The following is a 21,188-nucleotide window of genomic DNA, read 5'->3' as shown; positions in this document are numbered from 1 at the left end:
GTTTCATGCTGCCAGACGCACGTGCAGCGTGCCCAGCGCCCGCCCGATGGCCGCTACCGCGTTACACATTTCGTTTGCATCGATGGCTCCGATGCACCCCACGCGGAAGGTCTCCACTTCCGTCAGCTTGCCCGGATAGAGCACATACCCCGCCTCGCGCACGGCTTCATAAAAACGCTTGAAATCGTAGGCCGGATCGTTCGGCGCATGGAACGTGACAATCACCGGCGCTTGCACCGCAGCATCCAGGAACGGCTTGAAACCCAGCGACGCCATGCCGTCGATCAACGCCGAGCAATTGTTACGATACCGCGCGCCACGCGCCGGCTGCCCCCCTTCCGCGATGAACTGATCGAGCGCCGCGCGCAACGCGGCGACCACATGCGTAGGCGGCGTAAAACGCCATTGCGTGGTCTTCATCATGTACGCGTATTGATCGTGGAGATCGAGTGCGAGCGAGCGCGAATTGCCCGCCGATGCTTCCAGCAGCGCGCGCCGCACGATCACGAAGCCCATTCCCGGCACGCCTTCGAGACACTTGCCGCTGGCGGAAATCACCGCATCAATGCCGCCCTTCGATACATCGATAGGCAAGGCCCCGAACGAACTCATCGCGTCGACGATCAGGCTCTTGCCATGTTGCTTGCACAGCGCCGCAATCTCGTCGAGCGGGTTCAGCAAGCCTGCGCTTGTTTCCAGATGCACCTGCGCCACGTGCGTAATGCGCGGCTCGCGGCGAAACATCTCTTCGATCCGCGCGACGCTGGCCGGCTCGTCATCGCGAAACTTCAGTTCTACTGACGCCACGCCCAACCGCTCGAGTATTTTCAGTAAGCGTGTGCAGTACGCGCCGTTGTTCGGCACGAGCACGACCGCATCGCGCGGCACGAGCGAGCCGAGCGCGGCTTCCACGGAAAACGTGCCGCTGCCTTGCATGGGGACACACACAAAATCTTTTTGGCCGGACACGATCGTGAGGAGATCGCGGCAGATGTCGCTTGTCATCCGGTTGAAAGCCGCGTCCCAGGAACCCCAGTCGCGCAGCATCGCCTGACGAGTGGCAGGCGAGGTTGTCAGTGGGCCAGGGGTCAGCAAAATCGGGTCGCTTCCGTTGATCACGTTTTTCTCCATTCATAGCTTTCAAGCGCCGTTTCGATGGCTTCGTCGACGACTTCGCATCGTTCGGCAGGCATGAAATAGTCTACGTCGTATTTTTGGCGAAATGTGTTCTTTGTTGGAAAAATGTGGCATCGTCATGTCGCTGTCATGAAGTTCTGTGATTCTTCGTTCGGGCTGCTGGCGGACTGAAATTCGGGATGCCGCACCAATGAATCATCAGACGCATCGGACTTAAAAGAATCGAGCCGATGTTTAGAAAAACGTGCCAAACGTGCATCTAACCTCACGCCACCTGGTTGTATCCGCTATCCCGGAGAACTAGCACCATGACGAAAAATCGCTTTCCCGCATCCCGTTTTGCAAAGCGCGTGTTGCCGGCCCTGGCCCTGGCCGTGGCCGCTTTCGCGAGCGTTGTGACCGTGCCGGCTTTTGCTGCCGACGCAGTCGTGCTGTACAGCGCCGACGGCCTGGAAAACCTGTACAAGGACGTACTGCCGGCCTTCGAAAAGAAGGAAGGCGTGAAGGTCAATATCGTGATCGCGGGCAGCGGGGAAGTCGTGAATCGCGCGACCGTGGAGAAGGATTCGCCGAAAGCGGACGTGCTCGTCACGCTGCCGCCGTTCATTCAGCAGGCCTCGCAAAGCGGCTTGCTGCAGCCGTACCAGAGCGTCAACTACAAGAACGTGCCGGCGATTGCCAAGGCTGCGGACGGCGCCTGGGCGACCTTCGTGAACAACTATTTCTCGTTCGCGATCAACCCTGAAATCACGAAGACCGCACCGAAGACCTTTGGCGATCTGCTGCAACCCGACTTCAGCGGCAAGGTGGCTTATTCGAATCCCGCCACCGCCGGCGACGGCATGGCCGTGATCATCCTGACAAGCGCGCTGATGGGCGAAGACAAGGCGTTCGACTACCTGAAGGACCTGGAAAAGAGCGCAAAATTCCACACCAAGGGCACGGGTTATCTCGACGTCCTGCTCTCGCGTAACGAGATCGCGTTCGCCAACGGCGACCTGCAGATGGACCTGGACGACTCGACCAACGGCGGCCTGTCGCTCAAGCCGATCTTCCTCTCGGCCAAGCCCGGCGAAGCACCGACCACGTTCCAGTTGCCCTACGCAATCGGCCTGATCAAGGGCGGCCCGAACCAGGCTGAAGGCAAGAAGCTGGTGGACTACCTGATGTCGAAGGAAGTGCAGGCGAAGGTGCCGGATATCTACGGCATTCCGGGCCGCACGGACGTACCGCTGGCGGGCAAGAACGGCGAGACGGTCAAGCAGGCAATAGCCGGCGTGAAGCTGATTCCGGTGGACTGGAACCAGGTGATGGAGAAGAAGGCTGCGTGGACCACGCGCTGGAAAAACGACGTGATCGGCAACTCCGACAAGCAGCTCGAGGTCGTCAAGCCGAAGTCCTGAGCGTCTGAGCTTCAATCTGCCTTGACCTTCGGGCTCGTCCTGTTTTCCCCAAGCTTTCAAGGATGCGAACCGTGAACACTTTGACGCTGGCTCCGGCCGCTCGTGAAGCCGCCGCCGTGGATTCAGATCAGCATGCGCACGGCGGCGTGCGTATCGACCGGCTGAGCGTGCGCTTCGGCACACGCACCGTGCTCGATGACCTGTCATTGACCATCGAGCGCGGGGAGCTGCTGACCGTGCTTGGCCGCAGCGGATGCGGCAAGACCACGTTGCTGCGGTTTATCGCGGGCTTCATCGAGGCGGACGGACTGGCGGGGACGTTGACGGTGGCGGGGCGTGACCTCACGCACGTGCCGCCGTTCAAGCGCAATCTCGGCTTGCTGTTTCAAAGTTATGCGCTGTTTCCGCATCTGTCGGTGTATGACAACGTCGCGTTCGGTCTGCGGGCGCGGCGTCTGAAAGCAGGGGAGATCGCACGGCGCGTAGCCGATGCGCTCAAGCTCGTGCAGCTCGGCGACGCGGGGCACGTGATGCCCGCGCAGTTGTCGGGCGGCATGCAGCAGCGCGTGGCCCTGGCGCGGGCGCTGGTGATCGAGCCGGATGTGCTGCTGCTGGACGAGCCGCTGTCCGCACTCGACGCCAACCTGCGCGCCTCGGTCCGGACTGAACTCAAGGCGTTGCATGAGCGTTTGCCGAACCTGACCATCGTATGCGTCACGCATGACCAGGACGACGCGCTCGTGCTCTCCGACCGCACGTTGCTGATGCGCGATGGCCGCATTGCGCAACTCGGCACGCCGCGCGAACTCTACGACAACCCGAAGGACGCGTTCGTCGCGCGCTATCTTGGCGCGGCGAACCTGTTGCCGCCGTCCATCATGTTCCCCATCGGAGACGCCCGACATGACGATCGCGAGCATGTCGCGTGCGTGCGTCCCGAGTGCCTCAAGATCGTGCCGCTTGGGGATGCCCAGCTGCACGGCACTATTACTTCGGTGGAGTGGTACGGCGCGGCCCTGTCGGTATCGGTCATGATCGACGCGCTCCCCGATCAGCCGGTGCTCGTCACCATGCAGCGTGCCCACGGCCCGATGCCCGTGAAGGGCGCGCGCGTTTCCCTACGCCATGAGGTTGACGATGTCGTCCTTATCAGTGAGTGAGCATGTAGTCGACGACGTCGCGCATACGGCCGCGAAGCGGCGTCGCGAACGGCTGGCGCAATGGCACCTGTGGTTCATTCTCGTTGTTATTCTGGGTCCGCTGGTCATCTATCCGCTGCTGCAACTCCTGATTCTCAGCATGAGCGGTGCGCATGGCGTGAGCTTTCATGCCTACACCGCGTTCTTCAGCAATCCCGAGACCAGTGGGGTGGTCGGCACAACGCTCGGCATCCTGTTCGCCAGTGCGACACTCGCTTCAGTGCTCGGTGTGCTGCTCGCTGCCATGCTGTTTTTCAAGCCGTTCCCCGGCGCAAAGCTCGTTACTCGATTTCTCGAATTATTCGTTGCGTTCCCGTCATTCCTGGTCGCGTTCACGCTGATCTTCTTATATGGCTCGCAGGGGTCGGTGAGCATCGGCTTGCAGCGGCTGTTCAACCTGCAGGACCCGCCGCTCAACTTCTTGTTCGGTATTGGCGGCGTGATTCTTGCGGAAGTCGTGTTCTACGCGCCGTTCGTCGTGCGCCCCACGCTCGCGTCGTTCGCGACGCTCGACACGCGCCTGATCGAAGCCGCCAAGAGCCTTGGCGCGAACGGCTGGATGGTCGCGTTCAAGGTCATCCTGCCGCTCGCGTGGCCCGGCATTGCGGCGGGCACGATCCTGTGCTTCCTGCTGACGCTCAATGAGTTCGGCATTCTGCTGGTGCTCGGCAGCGCGCATCTGATCACATTGCCGATGGCCATCTATAGCTCGGCCACGGTCGACCTCGACTTGCCGACGGCAGCCGCCGGCGCTGTCGTCATGCTGGCGATGTCGCTCTCGTTGTATGCGCTCTACAGACGAGTCAATCGACGCACGGGAGGCCGTAATGGCAACTGATTTCACGCTGCCCGCCACGACTTCGAAGCCGCATTCGCTGAAGCGGATTGGCGCGTGGGCATTCACGGGTTTTGCCGCGCTGCTGTGCTTCTGGCTGTTCGTGTTGCCGGTGATCGTGGTCGCGCTTTCGAGTGTGGCGTCGCACTGGTCGGGGACCATCTTTCCCGACGGTTTCAGCATGCGCTGGTTCGAACGCCTGAGTGGAAGCGACTTCGATGCATTGACCACGAGCCTTGAAGTCGGCTTCGGCGTCGCGGTGCTGGGCACCGTGCTTGGCCTCTGGCTTGCCTTGGCTCTGGAAGGCCGCGACCGCCGCGGCGTGGGCGCGTGGGTCGACACCATTGCGATGATGCCCAATGGCGTGCCGAGCGTCGTGCTCGGGTTGTCCGTGTTGATTGCGTACCACAAGAAACCGCTGGACATCTCGGGGTCGGCGGCAATCGTGGTGCTGGTGCAGCTCGCGCTCGTGCTGCCCTTTTGTTATAGATGCGCAGCCGCTGCGCTGCGCCCCGAACTCACGATCCTGCGCGAAGCGGCAGCCAGTCTCGGCGCGCCGCCTTCGATGGTCCTCTCACGCGTTGTCCTGCCGCAGCTTGTCCCCGCGATCCGCGCGAGCCTTGCACTGGGGTTCGCTTTATCGCTGGGCGAACTCGGCGCGACGCTGACCGTCTATCCCCCGGGTTTTGCGACCGTGCCCATCGTGGTGGTCGGGCAGGTGAACCGCGGTTATTACTTGCCGGCGTCGGCGCTTTCGCTGATCTTGCTGGCCGTCTCGCTCGCTGCATTGTTGCTGATCGCGGCAAAAGTGCCACGGCGGCGAATGGTCTGATCCAGCCGGGTCCCGCCGAAAATCCCATTTTTCGGGACCGGCTTGCGGCGAAAAATGTGGCAAATATTGGTGTTGTGCATCAAAATATGGAATCTTGTGCCTGGCAGTAACGGTTAGCAAAACGGGTTGGCAAAACGCTGGTTCACCACGGAAAGGAACTTCATGTCCACGTCCACCGAAATGTTTATGGAAGTTAATGGCCGCGCTTATGGTCCGGCGCGCGCGCTGACCGTGGTCGTCTGCGTCGACGGCTGCGAATACGATTACCTGGAAGCGGCCGTTGCGGCGGGTGTCGCACCGTTTATCGGCACGATGCTGCATGGCGGGTCCGCCTTTCGCGCGGACTGTGTGATCCCGTCGTTCACCAACCCCAACAACTTGTCTATCGTGACGGGCGTACCGCCTTCGGTGCATGGCATTTGCGGCAACTACTTCTACGACCCGCAGGCGAACGGCGGCAAGGGTGCCGAAGTGATGATGAACGACCCGGCCTACCTTCGCGCCGGCACGATCCTCGCGGCTGCGGCTCAACGCGGCGAGAAGGTGGCCGTGGTCACGGCGAAGGACAAGCTGCGCCGCCTGCTCGGCTGGCAACTCGACGGCATCTGTTTCTCGGCGGAGAAAGCGGACGCGGTGACGCTCGCGGAGAACGGTATCGAGAACGTGCTGGAACTGGTCGGCAAGCCGGTGCCTGACGTGTATAGCGCCGGCCTTTCCGAGTTCGTGTTCGCGGCCGGCGTACGGCTTGCCGAGACGCGCAAGCTCGACCTCATGTACCTCTCGACGACCGACTACGTGCAGCATAAATGCGCCCCCGGCACGGACGGCGCGAACGCGTTCTACGCGATGATGGACGGTTATCTCGCGCGCCTGAACGAACTCGGCGCGGTGATCGGCCTGACCGCTGACCATGGCATGAACGCGAAGCACGACGCCGCAACCGGCGAGCCGAACGTGGTGTACCTGCAGGACTGGCTGGATGAAGCGCCGGACGTCCCGAATGCGCGCGTGATCCTGCCGATCACGGATCCCTACGTGGTCCACCACGGCGCGCTTGGTTCATTCGCAACCATCTACCTGCCGGCTTCTGTCGATGCCAAAGCGTTGGCGGCGCGCATTGCTGAACTGCCGGGCGTGGATATCGTGCTCGACAACGCGGCGGCTTGCGAGCGCTTCGAGTTACCCAACGATCGCGTGGGAGATCTTGTCGTGGTGAGCCGGCGCGACACGGCGCTTGGCACCCGGCGCGCGGAGCATGACCTGTCGGGATTGACGGTACCGTTGCGCTCGCATGGCGGCGTGTCCGAGCAGGAGGTGCCCTTGCTGTTCAATCGCCCAACCGATGGCTTCGAGTCGAAGCGAGAAGGTAAGCGCCTGCGCAACTTCGACGTCTTCAACATCGCGTTGAACCATCTGGAGCTTGCATCATGAGCGCCGTTCTTGCGGTTGAGCGGCAAGCGCTGCGGGTTGAAACGCTGCGCCTGAAGGGCGAACGTGCGGCGCGTGCACGCACTATTGATGTTTTCGATCCTTACACGAACACCCGCGTTGGCACCGTGCCGATGGCAAGCGTCGACGACGTGCGCGACGCATTCGAGTACGCGGTGAATTACCGGTCGACGCTCACGCGCTATGAACGCTCGCAGATTCTGGAACGCGCCGCTGCGCTGCTTCGCGAGCGCACGGAAGAAGCGTCGGATCTTATTTCGCTTGAGTCCGGTTTGTCGAAGCAGGACTCGCGCTATGAAATCGGGCGAGTGGCCGACGTGCTCAAATTCGCTGCAATGGAAGCGTTGCGCGACGACGGCCAGAGCTTTTCCTGCGATCTCACCCCGCACGGCAAGGCTCGCCGCGTGTTCTCACAGCGTGAGCCGCTGGCCGGCGTGATCGTTGCAATCACGCCGTTCAATCATCCGATGAATCAGGTCGCGCATAAGCTTGCGCCGGCTATCGCGACGAATAATCGGGTGATTCTGAAGCCGTCGGAGAAAGTGCCGTTATCGGCTTACTACCTTGCCGACGTGTTATACGAAGCCGGTTTGCCCGCCCCCATGCTGCAGGTTTTAACGGGCGACCCGCGTGAGATCGCCGTGGAACTCGTCACGAATCCGCATGCCGACCTTGTCACTTTTACGGGTGGCGTGGCTATTGGCAAGGAGATTGCGGCGAAGGCGGGGTATCGGCGCGTGGTGCTGGAACTCGGCGGCAATGACCCGCTGATCGTGCTCGACGACGCCGACCTGGACCGCGCGGCAACGCTTGCCGTGCAAGGCTCGTACAAGAACTCCGGACAACGCTGCACGGCGGTCAAGCGTCTGCTGGTGCAAAAGGGCGTGGCTGCCCGGTTCACGGAACTCGTGGTGGAAAAAACGCTTGCGTGGACTTATGGCGATCCCTTCGATCCTGCCAACCAGATGGGCACGGTGATCGACGAGGCCGCAGCCAAATTATTCGAAGTCCGCGTGAACGAAGCGGTGTCCAAGGGCGCGCGGCTGCTCTGCGGCAATCACCGCGATGGCGCGCTGTATTCGCCTACGGTGCTGGACCGCATCGATCCGTCCATGACGCTGGTGCGTGAGGAAACCTTCGGGCCGGTGTCTCCGATCATTGAGTTCGATACCATCGACGACGCCATTCGTATCAGCAACGGCACGGCATTCGGGTTGTCGTCCGGGGTATGTACAGACCGGGCAGACCTGATCACGCGCTTCGTGAACGAACTGCGCGTGGGTACCCTGAACGTGTGGGAAGTGCCGGGTTACCGGATCGAGCTGACGCCGTTCGGCGGCATCAAGGACTCGGGCCTGGGTTACAAGGAAGGCGTGCAGGAAGCGATGAAAAGCTTCACGAACCTCAAGACCTTTTCGTTACCCTGGGGCTGAATCATGGCGCTTACGCTTACTGACATCCGGCATCTCTTCGATACCTACGGCGCCATTGCCTATAGCGGTGAACCGGTCACGCAACTCCAGCACGCGTTGCAGACGGCGGCACTGGCCGAGGAAGCGGGCGCTGACGAAACACTCGTGGGCGCGGCGTTTTTGCACGACCTGGGCCACTTGCTGAATCTCCAGGGCGAGACGCCGAGCGAGCGGGGTATTGACGACCTGCACCAATATTTCGCGCTGCCGTTCCTGCGGCCGTTGTTCGGCAATGCCGTGCTCGAGCCGATCCGCCTGCACGTGGACGCGAAACGCTGTTTATGTGCCATTGACGACGGCTATTTCTCGACACTATCCGCGGATTCGGTCCGTAGCCTGAAACTGCAAGGCGGCATATTCAGCAAGGAGGAGGCGGACGTTTTTCTGTCCAAACCTTTCGCGCAAGACGCGCTTTCATTGCGCCGCTGGGATGACCTCGCCAAGCGCCCCGAGCGCGTTACGCCCCCGCTCGACCACTATATTCAGCTAATCGAAAGGCTGGCGGAAAACCACCGCGCGGCGGCATGAATCCGCGTTCTAACGGGACAATGATCAGGAAACCAAAATAATTTAACAATTCTGTTCCGGGATCAGCCGGGCTGTTCACGATGACGGAAATGCGACAAAAGGACGGACTGCCGGCGGCTGTCGTGCCGATTCCACGGCAGCTGGGGGCCATTACCAAAAAAATAAAAATAGCGTAACCTGCCTGTTCACCCGGCCCCGTCCCGCTTGACAGAACGCGGCTCGCACCTAGCGCGTTGTCCAGCGATGCATTTCTGGAGAGTTCGATGACATCCGTCGACCTGGAATTCGAACAGCTGAACAGCACCGTTGATGCGCTCAGGCGCTCCATTTCCAACCGTCTCATGTACGGAGTCGGCAAGGACGCAGTCACCGCGCAGCCGCGCGACTGGCTTCATGCAGCGGAACTGGCGGTCCGCGACCGGCTGGTGGCGCGCTGGATGAAGACCACGCGCCAGCAGTACGAGCAGGACGTCAAGCGTGTCTACTACCTGTCGATGGAGTTCCTGATCGGCCGGACCTTCACCAACGCGTTGCTGGCGCTGGGCATTCACGACGAAGTCCGCGACGCGCTCGCAGGCTTGGGCATAGATATCAATACGCTCGAGAACCTGGAGCCGGATGCGGCGCTTGGCAATGGTGGCCTGGGCCGCCTCGCCGCGTGCTTCCTCGACTCCATGGCAACCGTGGGCATTCCCGGTTTTGGTTACGGCATCCGCTACGAATACGGCATGTTCCGGCAGACCATCGTGGACGGCAATCAGGTCGAAACCCCCGATTACTGGCTGCGCGCGGGCAATCCGTGGGAGTTTCCGCGCCCGGAAGTGAACTATGTGATCCATTTTGGCGGTAGTACGGTACGTCACGGCGACCGGACCGAATGGATCGACACGGAACACGTGAACGCCATGGCGTACGACACCGTGATCCCCGGATTTGCCACGACCGCAACCAATACATTGCGGCTCTGGTCGGCGCGGGCGACCGATGAATTCGACCTGTCCGCGTTCAACCAGGGCGATTACCGGCGGTCGGTTGAAGCGAAGAACACGTCCGAACACGTGTCGCGCCTGCTATATCCGGACGACTCCACGCAGGCCGGCCGCGAACTGCGTTTGCGCCAGGAATACTTCTTCGTGTCCGCGACGATGCAGGATCTGATTCGCCGCTATCAACGCACGCACACGCATTTTGGGCGGCTGGCGGAGAAGGTGGCGGTGCACCTGAACGACACCCATCCGGTGCTGGCCATTCCCGAGTTGATGCGTTTGCTGGTCGATACGCATCACCTGCCGTGGGACAAGGCCTGGAAGCTCGTGCAGCAGATGTTCTCGTACACGAACCACACCTTGATGCCCGAGGCGCTGGAAACCTGGGACGTGGAGATGCTGTCGCGGCTGTTGCCGCGCCACCTTGAGATCATCTTCGACATCAACGCGGATTTTCTCAAGCAGGTGGGTGAAAAATTCGGGCGCGATGTTGACCTGATCCGCCGCATTTCGCTGGTGGATGAATATGGTCAGCGGCGCGTGCGCATGGCGCATCTGGCCATTGTTGCAAGCCACACGGTGAATGGTGTGTCGAAGCTGCATTCGCAGTTGATGACGCAAAACATCTTCGCCGATTTCGCGCGCATGTATCCCGAGCGGTTCACGAACGTAACGAACGGCATCACGCCGCGACGGTGGTTGTCGCAGGCGAGTCCGACGCTGTCGTCATTGATCGATGAACGGCTTGGGCCGCGCTGGCGGACCGACTTGTTCGAGCTGGCCCGGCTGCGTGAATGGCGCGACGACCCCGAGTTCACCAAAGCCTTCCACGACGCGAAGTTTGCCAGCAAGGTGCGGCTGGCTGCGCGCGCGAAGCTTGAGACGGGTGCGATTATTGACCCGAACGCGCTGTTCGATTTGCAGGTCAAGCGGATTCACGAATACAAGCGCCAGTTGCTTAACATCCTGCATGTGATCGTGCGCTACAACCGGATCCGCGAGCAGCCGGAGAAGGCGTGGACACCGCGCGTGGTGATGTTCGCCGGCAAGGCGGCGTCGGCGTACAAGATGGCCAAGACGATCATCAAGCTGATCAACGACGTGGCGGAGAAGGTCAACAACGACCCGTTGATCGGGGACCGGTTGAAAGTCGGTTTCATTCCGAACTATGGGGTGAGCGTGGCCGAGCTGATCATTCCGGCGGCGGATTTATCGCAGCAGATTTCCATGGCGGGGACCGAGGCGTCAGGCACGGGCAACATGAAGCTTGCGTTGAACGGGGCGTTGACTATCGGGACGCTGGACGGCGCAAATATTGAGATTTGCGATGCCGTTGGCCGCGAGAACATGTTTATCTTTGGGCACTCGACTGAGGAGATTGACGCGCTGCGGGCGACTGGATACAGGCCGCGTCATATCTACGAGGAGAATCCCGAACTGAAGATGGCGCTTGACCAGATTCGGCTGGGGCATTTTTCGCCGGACCAGCCGCATCGGTTCTATGACATCTTTCATACGCTGGTGGATTGGGGCGACCACTACATGGTGCTGGCGGACTTTGAGAGTTTCGACAAAGCGCAGGCGGACGTCGACGCGAAGTTTCTCGACAAGGAAGCGTGGACGCGCAGTGCGATTGAAAACGTCGCCGGGATGGGGATTTTTTCTTCAGACCGGACCATTGCGGAATATGCGAAGCATATCTGGCATGTGGAGCCGCTGTCGGTGACGTCCTGAGCCTGCTGCAAGTTTGCCTCGACCTGTAACCCCCGAGAGCTTCTGCTGCCGATATCCGCCCTGCAGAAGCTCTCAATCTCCCGTCACACCATGTCCTCCCCGGACAGGCCACATCAGGCCGTCGATCTCAGCGCGCGGCCAGGGCGCGCACGCGTATCGCCCTCTGCTTCGCTCAATATCCTCGCCCCTTTCATCAAGCCGCGCTCACCGGCCGGACCGCCCGCGTCCGGCCGTCATACGGATGGACGGACTGCCGGTTTAACACTGCTGCCAAACCAATATTGGTAATCGTTTTCCATTCATAGAACCTTTATAGGCATTGAGCCTAGTGAAAATGACTGGTCAAGTTTGTAAAGCTTTACGCTTTAATTTTTTTCTACTAGCATGGTTGTACGCGCTCAGACATCAGCTGTTTCCTGGCGACAGGACGGTCGTCATCCCAACGGTGATTGGCTCCGATCATCCTCGTAAACGATTACCACCCAACTGAGGCAAAGTTGATTGGTAGGGGTGAGCGAAGTCCGGAAAGTCGCCTTGAGCCCGCGGAGCGTTAAGGGAAGTGTTAATTCGTCCATATTCCTTGGAGTCCATGACCACCATGAAGAACACGCTTATACCGGCCCCTCGCCGCGCTCCGTCCGCCCAAACGCTTCGCCCGCTGCTCAAGGCTGTGCTGGCTCTGGTTTGTTTTACTACAGGCATGAGCAGCCTGGTTGTTCCCGCTCACGCGGCTGATCCAACGACTTTCCAGTCAGTGCGCAAAGCGGGCGAACTGCGTTGCGGCGCTGCGCTGGCGCCTCCGTTTGTCGTGCGTGATGCGAAGACTGGTAGTTATACGGGTGCATTCAGCGACCTGTGCCGCCGCTTCGGTGAGGACGTTCTGAAGGTCAAGGTGAAGTTTGTCGATACGACCTGGGACAACATGATTGCCGGGTTGCAGACCGACAAATGGGATCTGGCCATGGCGATCAATCGGACGCCCGTGAGGGAGCAGGTGATCAACTTCTCGACGGCCGTCGTTCGTAACGATACGAACTTCGTGTACAGCCATTCCGATGTAAAGGTGCCGAAACAGATCAAGTCGGTCGCCGATATCGACAAGCCCGATTTAATTGTTGCCGTCGTGCAGGGTACGACCGACGACAAGGCGATCAGTCCGGTGCTTAAGCAGGCGCAGATCCTTCGTCTGCCCGACGCCGACAGCACCCGCCTTGCGCTCATGTCGCATCGTGCCGATTTTCTTGCCGACCAATCCGATGCCAACCTGATCTTCCAGGCGGCCCATCCCGACTGGGCGGAGATCTACCGGCCGGACCCGCCCTTCAATCTTCAGGACGTGGCCTTCGGAATGAACAAGAGCTACACAAGCGCTGACCTCAACGAGCTGAATCAATTCATCCAGCAGCAAACCAAGAGCGGCTTCGTCAAATCCAGCGTCGAAGCGGCCGTGAAGCAGGCGGCGCAGTCGGTAAAACAGTAGCCGGTTTTTTCCATAGACAGCCAGACAATGAGCAACGACATGGAACAGGTCATGAAAGTGAGCCGGCTGATGAAACATGACGCCGATGCGCGCCCGGCAGGATGGCAGGAAGGGCATGTGCCGGGCCGCCCGGCCTTGCAAGCGGGCACGCAGCCACTTGTCAGCATCAAGGGCTTATCCAAGCAATACGGTCCTACGGTAAAGGTCCTCAAGGGTCTCGATCTGGATATGCAGCACGATGATCGCCTGGTGGTGATCGGACCGAGCGGAGGGGGAAAGAGCACGTTGCTGCGTGTACTGATGGGGCTTGAAACTATCGACGGTGGCACTGTCGAGTTCAATGGCAGCCCCTATCTGTCGTTTGACGAGGCAAACCAGCGCACACGCATGGACCTGGGCATCCGCAAGCAGATAGGGATGGTCTTCCAGAACTACACGCTCTTTGCTCACCTGGACGTCTTGCGCAACCTGACGCTCGCGCCCTGCAAGGTGAAAGGCGAACCGCGGGCCGAGGCGGAACGAAGGGCGACGTCACTTCTGGATCGTTTCGGACTGGCAACTAAAACGCGCGCCTATCCCGCACAGCTCTCAGGCGGCCAAAAGCAACGCGTTGCGATCGCACGCGCCTTGATGCTGGACCCCCGGCTCATGCTGTTCGACGAGGTCACATCCGCGCTGGATCCCGAACTGGTTGCGGAGGTCGAGACTGTCATCCTCGAGCTGGCTTCGCAGGGAATGCCCATGGTCATGGTGACGCACGACATGTGGTTTGCGAGGAAAGTCGCGTCCCGCATCGTGTTCTGCGCGGACGGCGTGGTCGTCGAGTCAGGAACGCCCGACGAAATGTTCAAGAACCCAAAACACACCAGGACCCAGGAATTTCTGAACAACGTCCTGCATGTGAACTAGGAAAGAGCCGTGAACTATTCTCTGGATTTCTCCTGGATCTCCTCGGGACTGGGTCTTCTGTGGCACGGCCTGGCGGTTACGCTCGTGATCGCGTTATGTGCGAATGCAATAGGCGTGGTAGCGGGTTTTGCTGTCGGGATGCTGACTCAAAGCAAGTCACGGCTTGTCCGCCTGCCGGTCTCGGCGTTCATTGAGTTCTTCCGCTGCACACCGGCGCTGGTCCAGGTGGTCTGGTTCTTCTACTGCGTGCCGATAATCTTCAACGTGTTTCTCAGTCCCATGGTAATGGGCATTCTCGCCATTTCTTTGAACCTGACAGCGTTCAATGCCGAGGCGTACCGGGGCGGCATCCAATCGGTTCCGCACGACCAGCACGACGCCGGTGTCGCACTGGGCTTCTCGCCCTTTCAGCGCACGACGCTGATCGTGCTTCCGCATGCTTTTCGCGTGGCGCTGCCGGTTCTTGTCACCAATGGCATCTCGGCGTTGCAGCAGACGTCGCTGCTCTCGGTGGTGGCGATCCAGGAGTTGATGTACCGAGGCAAGCAGATTGCTTCGGATACCTATAGGCCATTGGAGGTTTTCACGACGATCGGCATTTTGTACCTCGTTGTGTCGGTGCTCGTTGCGCAGGCGTTGCGTGTGATCGAGCGCAAACGGTCCTTCGGCTATTCAGCGGCGTAGCCAGTCATGAAATTCAATTTCGTGTTCCTGCTGGGGTATATCGAACCATTGCTCGACGGGCTCGCGCTTACCGTCAGGCTGACCCTGGCGTCCGCGATCGCCGGCATCGCCGCGGGATTCGCGACGAGCCTCGTACGCACCTACGGCCCCGGCTTTGCTCGCGCAATAGCGATCGGTTATGTGGAAGTGTTTCGAGGGACACCGCTGCTGGTCCAGTTGTTCTGGTTCTTCTTCTGCCTGCCGCTTTTGCTTCATGTAAACATCAGCGTAGGCGTCGCATCGTTTGCCGCGCTTAGCTTGTACATGGGCGCAATCACGTGCGAGACCTTCCGCGGGGCGCTGATGACCATCAAGAAGGAAGAACTGGACGCGTGCGTGGCGCTTGGACTGAGCCGCATGACACGCGTGACGCACGTTGTCCTGCCTCTCGCTTTTATCCGTTCGATGCCCACCTTGCTCTCGAACATAGTCAGCCTGTTCAAGGAAAGCGCCCTGGTCTCCGCGCTTGGCATGGCCGACCTGATGTTCGTCGGCCAGAACATTGCGAACACCAGCGCCCGGCCGGTGGAAGTCCTGACGACGACGGCGCTCATTTACTTCGTGGTCGCGTATCCGCTGACGCGATGCGTCGGGCATATCGAACGAAAGGTACTCCAGCGGTTCTAGTGGCTAAATGTTTCGGGAGCGATGCAGATGAAAATGAAGCGAATGGTGAGTGTTGTGGGCATGCACACCGGCGGCGAGCGCAACGACGTGATCACCGGCGGCGTTCTCGACGTCCCCGGGAAAACGATGTTCGAGAAGATGCGATATCTGGAAACACAGGCTGACGATCTGCGCAAATTCTTGCTGCAGGAGCCGAGAGGGACAGTGACTCAATGTATCAACCTCGTGCTTCCGCCCTGCGACCGCCAGGCGGACGCGGGATTCGTGATCATGGAGTCCGAGCATTACCCGCCCATGTCGGGCAGCAACACGATCTGCACGGTAACCGCGCTGCTGGAGACGGGCATGTTGCCCATGCAGGAGCCATACACCGACCTGACGCTGGAGGCGCCCGGCGGCCTGATAAAGGTTCGGGCCGAGTGCCGCGACGGCAAGTGCCTCAATGTCCGCTTCGCCAATGTGCCGTGTTTCGTGTTCGGACTTGATCTTCCGCTGGAGGTGCCGGGTATTGGCACGCTGACGGTGGATGTTGCTTATGGCGGAATGATCTACGTGCTTGTCAACGCGGCGGCGTTTGGTTTTTCCATCGTTCCGGATGAAGCCGCCGATATGGTCGAAGCAGGCGAGGCGATCAAGGCAGCGGCGGCGGTGCAGATTCCCGCGGTGCATCCGGAGAATCCGCAGATCCATACGATCAACCAGACCTTGTTCGCCGGGCCTCTCGAACGCGGACCGGACGGCCTTTCGTCAAGGAACGGCGTGATCGTCTCGCCGGGCCGCCTCGATCGTTCGCCGTGTGGCACGGGAACCAGCGCCCGGCTGGCGGTTCTTCATGCACGTGGCCTGATCGAGCCGGGCGAGCGGTTCGTCCACAAATCGATCATCGGCTCTGAATTTACCGGTGAGATCGTCGAGACGCTTACGGTGGGTGGCAAGCCGGGTATACGCCCCGCTATTTCCGGCGGCGCGTGGATCACGGGATTTCATCAGTACGTGCTTGATTCATCGGATCCCTTTCCAACGGGCTACACGTTAAACGACCTCTGGAAGAAAAGGGCTTAGGGGCGTTGAAGCAACGCAAGCCGGGATCGTCGTCGCGGGTGCCGGTTGCGCAGAGGGACGCGTTTACGCGCATGCGCGTAAACGTTTTCCATCGCGGGACATGCAAGAGTTTCCCGTATCGCGGTGTTCATTTTTGAACTGGAGATTGAGATGATCGACGACCTGATTGAACGTCATAACGAGGCACCCGCAGAGGTCGCCGGCACGGGCAGGTATCTGTACGTGCATCCCGGGAAGGAAGAAAGTTACTGGCAGCCGCAGCCGGCGAACGGATACGCGTCGGTCCATGTCGGGCCGCACCTGGTGCCGATGGACCGTCAGTTTGCGGTTGGCACGCAAACCCTGCCGCCGGGCGGCGTTGTTCGCCTTCACTCTCACACCGATAACGAAGAGGTGCTGCACTTCATCTCCGGCGCGGGCAAGGCCGAACTGGACGGCAAGGAGTATCGGCTCGAACCTGGGGTGACGCTGTTCCTCGGCAAACTGCGCAAGCATAGGTTCATCAACGATGGCGATGTCGATCTGCATTGGGTGTGGTTCTTCGTGCCCGCGGGACTCGAAACCTTCTTTCGCGAGATCGGCCGGCCGCGCACGCCGGGCGAAGCTGCTCCAGCACCCTTTGCACGTCCGGCGGACGCGGCACAAATCGAGGCCCGAACCGTGTTCACCCAGCCTGGCCAGAGCAGCAAGAGGCCGGGATGACCGAAGGCCGTACAAATTCAGGCATCCACTACGAAGCAGCCGGCAGTGGCGAGGCCCTCGTGTGCATCTCCGGGCTTGGCGGTCTCGCATCCTTCTGGCGCCCGGTTGCCGCGTTGCTGGCGGACCGCTATCAGGTGATCTGTTTCGACCATCCGGGAGTTGGGCGTAGCGTCAGTGACGCGGACCAGCGCATACCAGCGATCGCGCAAGCCGCTCTGGACGTGCTCGACGCCGAAAGCGTGATCCATGCGCATTTTATTGGGCACTCCACGGGCAGCCTGGTGGTACAGACGCTTGCGCTCGATCATCCGGGCCGGTGCGGCAAGCTTGTTCTGAGCGGCGGCTGGGTGAAGCCGGACCGACGCTTCAGGGATCTCTTTGATCTGCGGCGGCGGATGCTGGAGAAGCTGGGTACGCGCGCCTATTCGGCGTTCTCGCGGCTAGGCGGTTATGACGCTCAGTGGTACGAAAAAAATGTGGCGTCGTCGCCGCTGCAGTTCGACGGCGACGATGAGTTTGACAAGCAGACAGTGATCAATCGAATCGAGATGTTGCTTGGGTATGACCGCGCCGACGAACTGGCAGTGATCGACAAAGAAACGCTGGTCATGGGTGCACGCGACGATTTCATCGTGCCGTTCCATCACTCGGAAGATCTCGCGCAACGCATTCGGAACGCGACGCTCGTCGAGGCTCAGGGCGGTCATTTTTTCCCACAGGTCGATCCACAAGCGTTCGCATTGCGGATCGGCACATTCCTGGACAGATGACTCATGACGATGCCGGAGCTCAGCGGACACTCGGCGGTCCCCGTGGATCGCGACACAAATTTTGCCCTGGATGAACGGATCGCGATCGTCGGTATGGGTGCGATGGGAAAGCGCGTTTTGGCCACGTTACGTGAACGAGGCGTCAGGGCTCGCCAACTGGCCTGTCTCGTTCCCGCTCATGAGGCGGGCTCTCTCAACATGCAATCAATCGGGATCGAGGTTTTCCATGACGTCGCCTCTCTTGTTTCATGGAACCCGACGCTTTGCGTCGAGTGCGCGGGCCACGCGGCAGTGGATGAGGCGGTCATTCCGCTTCTTGAGCGTGGAGTCGACACCATCCTTGTTTCGCTCGGCGCGCTGGCGTCCGCGCCGCTGCTCGAGAAGATCAATCGCGCGATGACACTCGGCGGTTCGACGCTGACCTTGGTATCCGGCGCGATTGGGGGCATCGATGCATTGCACGCGGCGCGCATGGGAGGTCTCGACTCAGTCCGCTACACCGGACGAAAACCGCCTCGTGCATGGCAGGGCTCTCCGGCAGAAGCACAGTTCGATATGCTTACTATCGACAAACCCACGGTGATCTTCGAAGGCACGGCCGGCGAGTCGGCAAGGCTATTCCCGAAGAACGCCAACGTCACTGCGGCGATCGCGCTGGCTGGGATCGGCTTTGAGAGAACGACGGTCACCATGATGGCCGACCCGGGCGTCGACAAGAACGTGCATGAAATCGACGCGGTCGGCGCGTTTGGCCGCTTGTCGATTCGCCTCGAAAATAATCCATTGCCGGATAACCCCCGAACGTCATGGCTTGCTGCAATGAGCATTGAGGATGCGGTTATCCGCCGTCTTGAACATTCAATTTAATCTTGTGAGAAAAGAAGATGCGACTCGAAGGAAAAGTAGCTGTCGTGACGGGTGCGGCGGCCGGAATCGGAGCCGCCACGGCAGCGTTGTTCGTCAAGGAAGGCGCAAGGGTGGTGGTCGCGGACAACAACCTCGAGCAAGCTGAGAAGGTCGCGCGCGGGCTGGGTGAAAACGCGCTTGCAGTAGGTGTGGACGTCACGGTTGCGTCGCAGATCAAGCGCCTCATTGCCGCGACCGTAGCCGAATTTGGCGGACTCGACATCCTGGTCAACAATGCGGGTTACGGTATTCGCGGCAGCGTCGTCAACACGGATGAAGAGGACTGGGACAAGGTGATCGACGTGAATCTGAAAAGCGTCTATCTCTGCTCCAAGTATGGGATACCGGAGATTGAAAAGCGGGGCGGGGGGGCGGTAGTCAACATCTCGTCGACCGCCGCCGTGTGCGGCATTCCCGATCGTGCGGCCTATGTGGCAGCGAAGGGTGGGGTCGCCTCGCTCACCCGTTCGATGGCGCTCGACCATGCGGACAAGAACATTCGAATCAACAGTATTGCGCCGGGCGTGATCTGGTCCAACTACTACGAAAAGATGCTCAAGGAAGTTCCTGATCCCGACGCGTTCGTACACGGATTGAAAGCGCGTGCGCCAGTGAACCGGATGGGCACGCCGCAGGAGATCGCCACGATGGTCTTGTTCCTGGCGTGCGACGAGTCTTCGTTTGCGACCGGCGGCATGTTCACGGTCGATGGCGGTTATACAGCACGATAACGCCGCTCGTTGGAACTTGCGCGGGTACACCGCCTGTGCGGTGAGCGGGCGGCGCTTCCTTTATGCGGCTACTTCACGCGACTGCTTTCGGTGTTGTACTCGTGCAGGCAATGCGGGGGACACTCGTTGACTCCCGCACGATCAGCTGAGTGTCCAGCCGCGCAGGCGTGACTTTGCCTCCATGCGTCAGGGCGCCGATCAGCGATCGCGCCGCAAGACGCCCCATCTCCGCGGCAGGAACAGCGATGGTCGTCAGCGCCGGGGAGAAGATGGTGGTGTAGTCGTCGTCATCGAATCCGACAACAGACATGTCTTCCGGCACCCGCAGGCCAAGCCGTCGGCATTCTGCTATCGCGCTGAGTGCGAAGACATCGGCGTTACAGACGACTGCGGTGACGTCCGGAAACTCATGATGGATCTGCCGCATTGCATCCGCCCCCTGATGCGTCGCCGAGCCGTAGCTTTTCTCGATGACATGAGCCTTGTCGCCCAGTCCTTGAGCCTGCATGGTTTTCTCAAAGCCGCTGAGCCGGGCTTGTTGCCGATCGTTTCCTTGCAGCGGACCTGCGATCATCGCCATCTCGCGATGACCCAGCCGGATCAGGAATTCGACCGCTTGCCGGGTTGCCGCGAAGTTGTCAAAGCCGATGGACGGTACGAGGTCATCGTCGTTGTAGGAGTAGGTAGTCACGCAGGGAATCTGCTTGTCGGCAAGGTAGCTTTGCAGCTTGGGATCCACCATCTTCCCGACCAGTAACAACGCTTCCGCGCCGCGTTCGACGATCCGCTTGACTGCATCGAGCATGTTTCGGTTGTCGAACCCGTTCGTCACCACGAACACGCTGTAACCCGCCAATGTCAGTTGCTCTTCGAACGCATGCGTCAGCCGCGCGAACATGGAGTAGTCGAGTGATGGAATCACTGCACCAATGATGAACGATTTGCGAAGGCGTAACGCCTTGGCTGCCGGGTCGGGGCTGTAGCCGAGTTCCTTGGCCACGGCCAACACCTTCTCCCTGCTCACCGCGCTGACACGATTGGGGATGTTGAAAGCGCGCGAGACCGTAGCGACTGACACGCCTGCCGCCTTCGCGACGTCAAACACGTTGATGTTGGGTTTGGCTTTCTGTCTGTTCATGGCTCGACGAAATAGGTCGAAGGATCACGTTCCTTCTTCGTAGTGCCGGGTTAGTTTAGCACTCGGCGCTATAAGTGGAAAACGATTACACCATGATGTTTGAAAGGGGCCGGTGTTCACGCGGACGGCCTGGGATCTCCGGAAACAACTCCCGGCGGCATGGGTAGCGCGAGCAGATCGCCAAGCCAAGGTGACCGCCGGATCTGAGGTGCTCGTGATGGAAGAGCCCTTCGGCTCACCAGACCCGGTCAGGGCCAGCCGGACTTTCAGGCAGACTTTCAGCGCCGCAGCGTGAACGTGGTCGCATGCCCGAGCGTCGCCTGTTCAAACCGCGAAGTCACCACGCCAATCACATCGCTCAACGACCGCGACGGCACTTCAACGTGCAACGTGACGCATTCATGCCGGCGATCCGTCGCCACGACCTGCATGCGTGCTTCGCCGCCCAACGCCTTCTGCAAAACGCGCCGCGGCCCGCTGGAGTCAAGCCCCGGCAGGATGAGATCAAAGGCAACTACTGTTTGAAGTTTTCGCGCGGCCCGAACGAACGGCTGGGGCACAGGAA

20 protein-coding genes are annotated in these 21,188 nt (G+C 60.3%); 17 read left to right on the top strand and 3 right to left on the bottom strand.

The annotated features are described in order from the left end of the window. Nucleotides 1-3: 3 nt before the first annotated feature. Complete coding sequence (locus AWB69_RS04945; protein ID WP_062082762.1) at nucleotides 4-1,131, bottom strand: 2-aminoethylphosphonate--pyruvate transaminase; 1,128 nt, start codon at nucleotides 1,129-1,131, stop codon at nucleotides 4-6. A gap of 314 nt (nucleotides 1,132-1,445) precedes the next feature. Here AWB69_RS04945 and phnS point away from each other — a divergent pair, with 314 nt between their 5' ends. From phnS to AWB69_RS04860, 17 genes are all read left to right on the top strand, one after another. Then, nucleotides 1,446-2,540: a 2-aminoethylphosphonate ABC transporter substrate-binding protein gene (phnS, locus tag AWB69_RS04940; protein ID WP_062082760.1), complete on the top strand. Its 1,095-nt coding sequence runs from the start codon at nucleotides 1,446-1,448 to the stop codon at nucleotides 2,538-2,540. A gap of 71 nt (nucleotides 2,541-2,611) precedes the next feature. After that, nucleotides 2,612-3,700 (top strand): 2-aminoethylphosphonate ABC transport system ATP-binding subunit PhnT, encoded by a 1,089-nt coding sequence (phnT, locus tag AWB69_RS04935; RefSeq protein WP_407923013.1) that lies wholly within the window; start codon nucleotides 2,612-2,614, stop codon nucleotides 3,698-3,700. Further along, nucleotides 3,678-4,577: a 2-aminoethylphosphonate ABC transporter permease subunit gene (locus tag AWB69_RS04930; RefSeq protein WP_062082757.1), complete on the top strand. Its 900-nt coding sequence runs from the start codon at nucleotides 3,678-3,680 to the stop codon at nucleotides 4,575-4,577. The genes phnT and AWB69_RS04930 overlap by 23 nt, the downstream gene beginning before the upstream one ends. Continuing rightward, nucleotides 4,567-5,406, top strand: coding sequence for a 2-aminoethylphosphonate ABC transport system, membrane component PhnV (phnV, locus tag AWB69_RS04925; protein ID WP_062082756.1), 840 nt, complete (start codon nucleotides 4,567-4,569; stop codon nucleotides 5,404-5,406). The genes AWB69_RS04930 and phnV overlap by 11 nt, the downstream gene beginning before the upstream one ends. Before the next feature lie 162 nt (nucleotides 5,407-5,568). After that, on the top strand, nucleotides 5,569-6,837 hold the full coding sequence (gene phnA, locus AWB69_RS04920) for a phosphonoacetate hydrolase (protein WP_062082755.1): 1,269 nt from the start codon (nucleotides 5,569-5,571) through the stop codon (nucleotides 6,835-6,837). Then, nucleotides 6,834-8,288 (top strand): phosphonoacetaldehyde dehydrogenase, encoded by a 1,455-nt coding sequence (phnY, locus tag AWB69_RS04915; RefSeq protein WP_062082753.1) that lies wholly within the window; start codon nucleotides 6,834-6,836, stop codon nucleotides 8,286-8,288. The genes phnA and phnY overlap by 4 nt, the downstream gene beginning before the upstream one ends. 3 nt (nucleotides 8,289-8,291) lie before the next feature. Beyond that, on the top strand, nucleotides 8,292-8,855 hold the full coding sequence (locus AWB69_RS04910) for a phosphonate degradation HD-domain oxygenase (RefSeq protein WP_062082751.1): 564 nt from the start codon (nucleotides 8,292-8,294) through the stop codon (nucleotides 8,853-8,855). 263 nt (nucleotides 8,856-9,118) lie between these two features. After that, the gene (locus tag AWB69_RS04905; RefSeq protein WP_062082749.1) at nucleotides 9,119-11,575 is read left to right on the top strand and encodes a glycogen/starch/alpha-glucan phosphorylase; all 2,457 of its coding nucleotides are present in this window, start codon (nucleotides 9,119-9,121) and stop codon (nucleotides 11,573-11,575) included. A gap of 589 nt (nucleotides 11,576-12,164) precedes the next feature. After that, nucleotides 12,165-13,055 (top strand): substrate-binding periplasmic protein, encoded by an 891-nt coding sequence (locus AWB69_RS04900; protein WP_231936979.1) that lies wholly within the window; start codon nucleotides 12,165-12,167, stop codon nucleotides 13,053-13,055. A gap of 27 nt (nucleotides 13,056-13,082) precedes the next feature. After that, nucleotides 13,083-13,964 carry an amino acid ABC transporter ATP-binding protein gene (locus tag AWB69_RS04895; RefSeq protein WP_231936978.1) on the top strand — a complete coding sequence of 294 codons (882 nt, stop codon included), beginning with the start codon at nucleotides 13,083-13,085 and terminating at the stop codon, nucleotides 13,962-13,964. Between the two features lie 9 nt (nucleotides 13,965-13,973). Then, nucleotides 13,974-14,648 carry an amino acid ABC transporter permease gene (locus AWB69_RS04890; RefSeq protein WP_062082747.1) on the top strand — a complete coding sequence of 225 codons (675 nt, stop codon included), beginning with the start codon at nucleotides 13,974-13,976 and terminating at the stop codon, nucleotides 14,646-14,648. Nucleotides 14,649-14,654: 6 nt separating this feature from the next. Beyond that, nucleotides 14,655-15,314: an amino acid ABC transporter permease gene (locus tag AWB69_RS04885; protein ID WP_062082745.1), complete on the top strand. Its 660-nt coding sequence runs from the start codon at nucleotides 14,655-14,657 to the stop codon at nucleotides 15,312-15,314. 27 nt (nucleotides 15,315-15,341) lie between these two features. Next, nucleotides 15,342-16,376: a proline racemase family protein gene (locus AWB69_RS04880; RefSeq protein WP_062082743.1), complete on the top strand. Its 1,035-nt coding sequence runs from the start codon at nucleotides 15,342-15,344 to the stop codon at nucleotides 16,374-16,376. 150 nt (nucleotides 16,377-16,526) lie between these two features. Continuing rightward, a complete protein-coding gene (locus AWB69_RS04875) occupies nucleotides 16,527-17,078 on the top strand; it encodes a cupin domain-containing protein (protein WP_082913257.1) in 552 nt (183 codons plus the stop codon). Then, nucleotides 17,075-17,848, top strand: coding sequence for an alpha/beta fold hydrolase (locus AWB69_RS04870; RefSeq protein WP_062082741.1), 774 nt, complete (start codon nucleotides 17,075-17,077; stop codon nucleotides 17,846-17,848). Before AWB69_RS04875 ends, AWB69_RS04870 begins: the two co-directional genes overlap by 4 nt. A 3-nt stretch (nucleotides 17,849-17,851) precedes the next feature. Further along, nucleotides 17,852-18,715, top strand: a complete 864-nt coding sequence (locus AWB69_RS04865; protein ID WP_231936977.1) for an aspartate dehydrogenase — start codon at nucleotides 17,852-17,854, stop codon at nucleotides 18,713-18,715. Between the two features lie 17 nt (nucleotides 18,716-18,732). Beyond that, entirely contained in the window at nucleotides 18,733-19,485 is a 753-nt protein-coding gene (locus AWB69_RS04860; protein ID WP_062082740.1) for an SDR family oxidoreductase, read from the top strand. Nucleotides 19,486-19,558: 73 nt separating this feature from the next. On the opposite strand, the gene AWB69_RS04855 is transcribed toward AWB69_RS04860, so the two are convergent. Beyond that, the gene (locus AWB69_RS04855) at nucleotides 19,559-20,623 is read right to left on the bottom strand and encodes a LacI family DNA-binding transcriptional regulator (RefSeq protein WP_062082738.1); all 1,065 of its coding nucleotides are present in this window, start codon (nucleotides 20,621-20,623) and stop codon (nucleotides 19,559-19,561) included. Between the two features lie 278 nt (nucleotides 20,624-20,901). Next, a complete protein-coding gene (locus AWB69_RS47470) occupies nucleotides 20,902-21,084 on the bottom strand; it encodes a hypothetical protein (protein ID WP_097268160.1) in 183 nt (60 codons plus the stop codon). Nucleotides 21,085-21,188 lie beyond the last annotated feature (104 nt).

The organism is Caballeronia udeis, assembly GCF_001544555.2.
Taxonomy (GTDB): Bacteria; Pseudomonadota; Gammaproteobacteria; order Burkholderiales; family Burkholderiaceae; genus Caballeronia; species Caballeronia udeis.
Note: the sequence above shows the minus strand (reverse complement) of the source record. Positions and strands in the feature narration are given on the sequence as shown.

Bases quoted from the DNA above. Each gene is read 5' to 3' on its own strand.
- AWB69_RS04945 (WP_062082762.1), bottom strand. From the start codon at position 1,131: ATGGAGAAAAACGTGATCAACGGAAGCGACCCGATTTTGCTGACCCCT.
- phnS (WP_062082760.1), top strand. From the start codon at position 1,446: ATGACGAAAAATCGCTTTCCCGCATCCCGTTTTGCAAAGCGCGTGTTG.
- AWB69_RS04930 (WP_062082757.1), top strand. From the start codon at position 3,678: ATGTCGTCCTTATCAGTGAGTGAGCATGTAGTCGACGACGTCGCGCAT.
- phnV (WP_062082756.1), top strand. From the start codon at position 4,567: ATGGCAACTGATTTCACGCTGCCCGCCACGACTTCGAAGCCGCATTCG.
- phnA (WP_062082755.1), top strand. From the start codon at position 5,569: ATGTCCACGTCCACCGAAATGTTTATGGAAGTTAATGGCCGCGCTTAT.
- phnY (WP_062082753.1), top strand. From the start codon at position 6,834: ATGAGCGCCGTTCTTGCGGTTGAGCGGCAAGCGCTGCGGGTTGAAACG.
- AWB69_RS04910 (WP_062082751.1), top strand. From the start codon at position 8,292: ATGGCGCTTACGCTTACTGACATCCGGCATCTCTTCGATACCTACGGC.
- AWB69_RS04905 (WP_062082749.1), top strand. From the start codon at position 9,119: ATGACATCCGTCGACCTGGAATTCGAACAGCTGAACAGCACCGTTGAT.
- AWB69_RS04900 (WP_231936979.1), top strand. From the start codon at position 12,165: ATGACCACCATGAAGAACACGCTTATACCGGCCCCTCGCCGCGCTCCG.
- AWB69_RS04895 (WP_231936978.1), top strand. From the start codon at position 13,083: ATGAGCAACGACATGGAACAGGTCATGAAAGTGAGCCGGCTGATGAAA.
- AWB69_RS04885 (WP_062082745.1), top strand. From the start codon at position 14,655: ATGAAATTCAATTTCGTGTTCCTGCTGGGGTATATCGAACCATTGCTC.
- AWB69_RS04880 (WP_062082743.1), top strand. From the start codon at position 15,342: ATGAAAATGAAGCGAATGGTGAGTGTTGTGGGCATGCACACCGGCGGC.
- AWB69_RS04875 (WP_082913257.1), top strand. From the start codon at position 16,527: ATGATCGACGACCTGATTGAACGTCATAACGAGGCACCCGCAGAGGTC.
- AWB69_RS04870 (WP_062082741.1), top strand. From the start codon at position 17,075: ATGACCGAAGGCCGTACAAATTCAGGCATCCACTACGAAGCAGCCGGC.
- AWB69_RS04865 (WP_231936977.1), top strand. From the start codon at position 17,852: ATGACGATGCCGGAGCTCAGCGGACACTCGGCGGTCCCCGTGGATCGC.
- AWB69_RS04860 (WP_062082740.1), top strand. From the start codon at position 18,733: ATGCGACTCGAAGGAAAAGTAGCTGTCGTGACGGGTGCGGCGGCCGGA.
- AWB69_RS04855 (WP_062082738.1), bottom strand. From the start codon at position 20,623: ATGAACAGACAGAAAGCCAAACCCAACATCAACGTGTTTGACGTCGCG.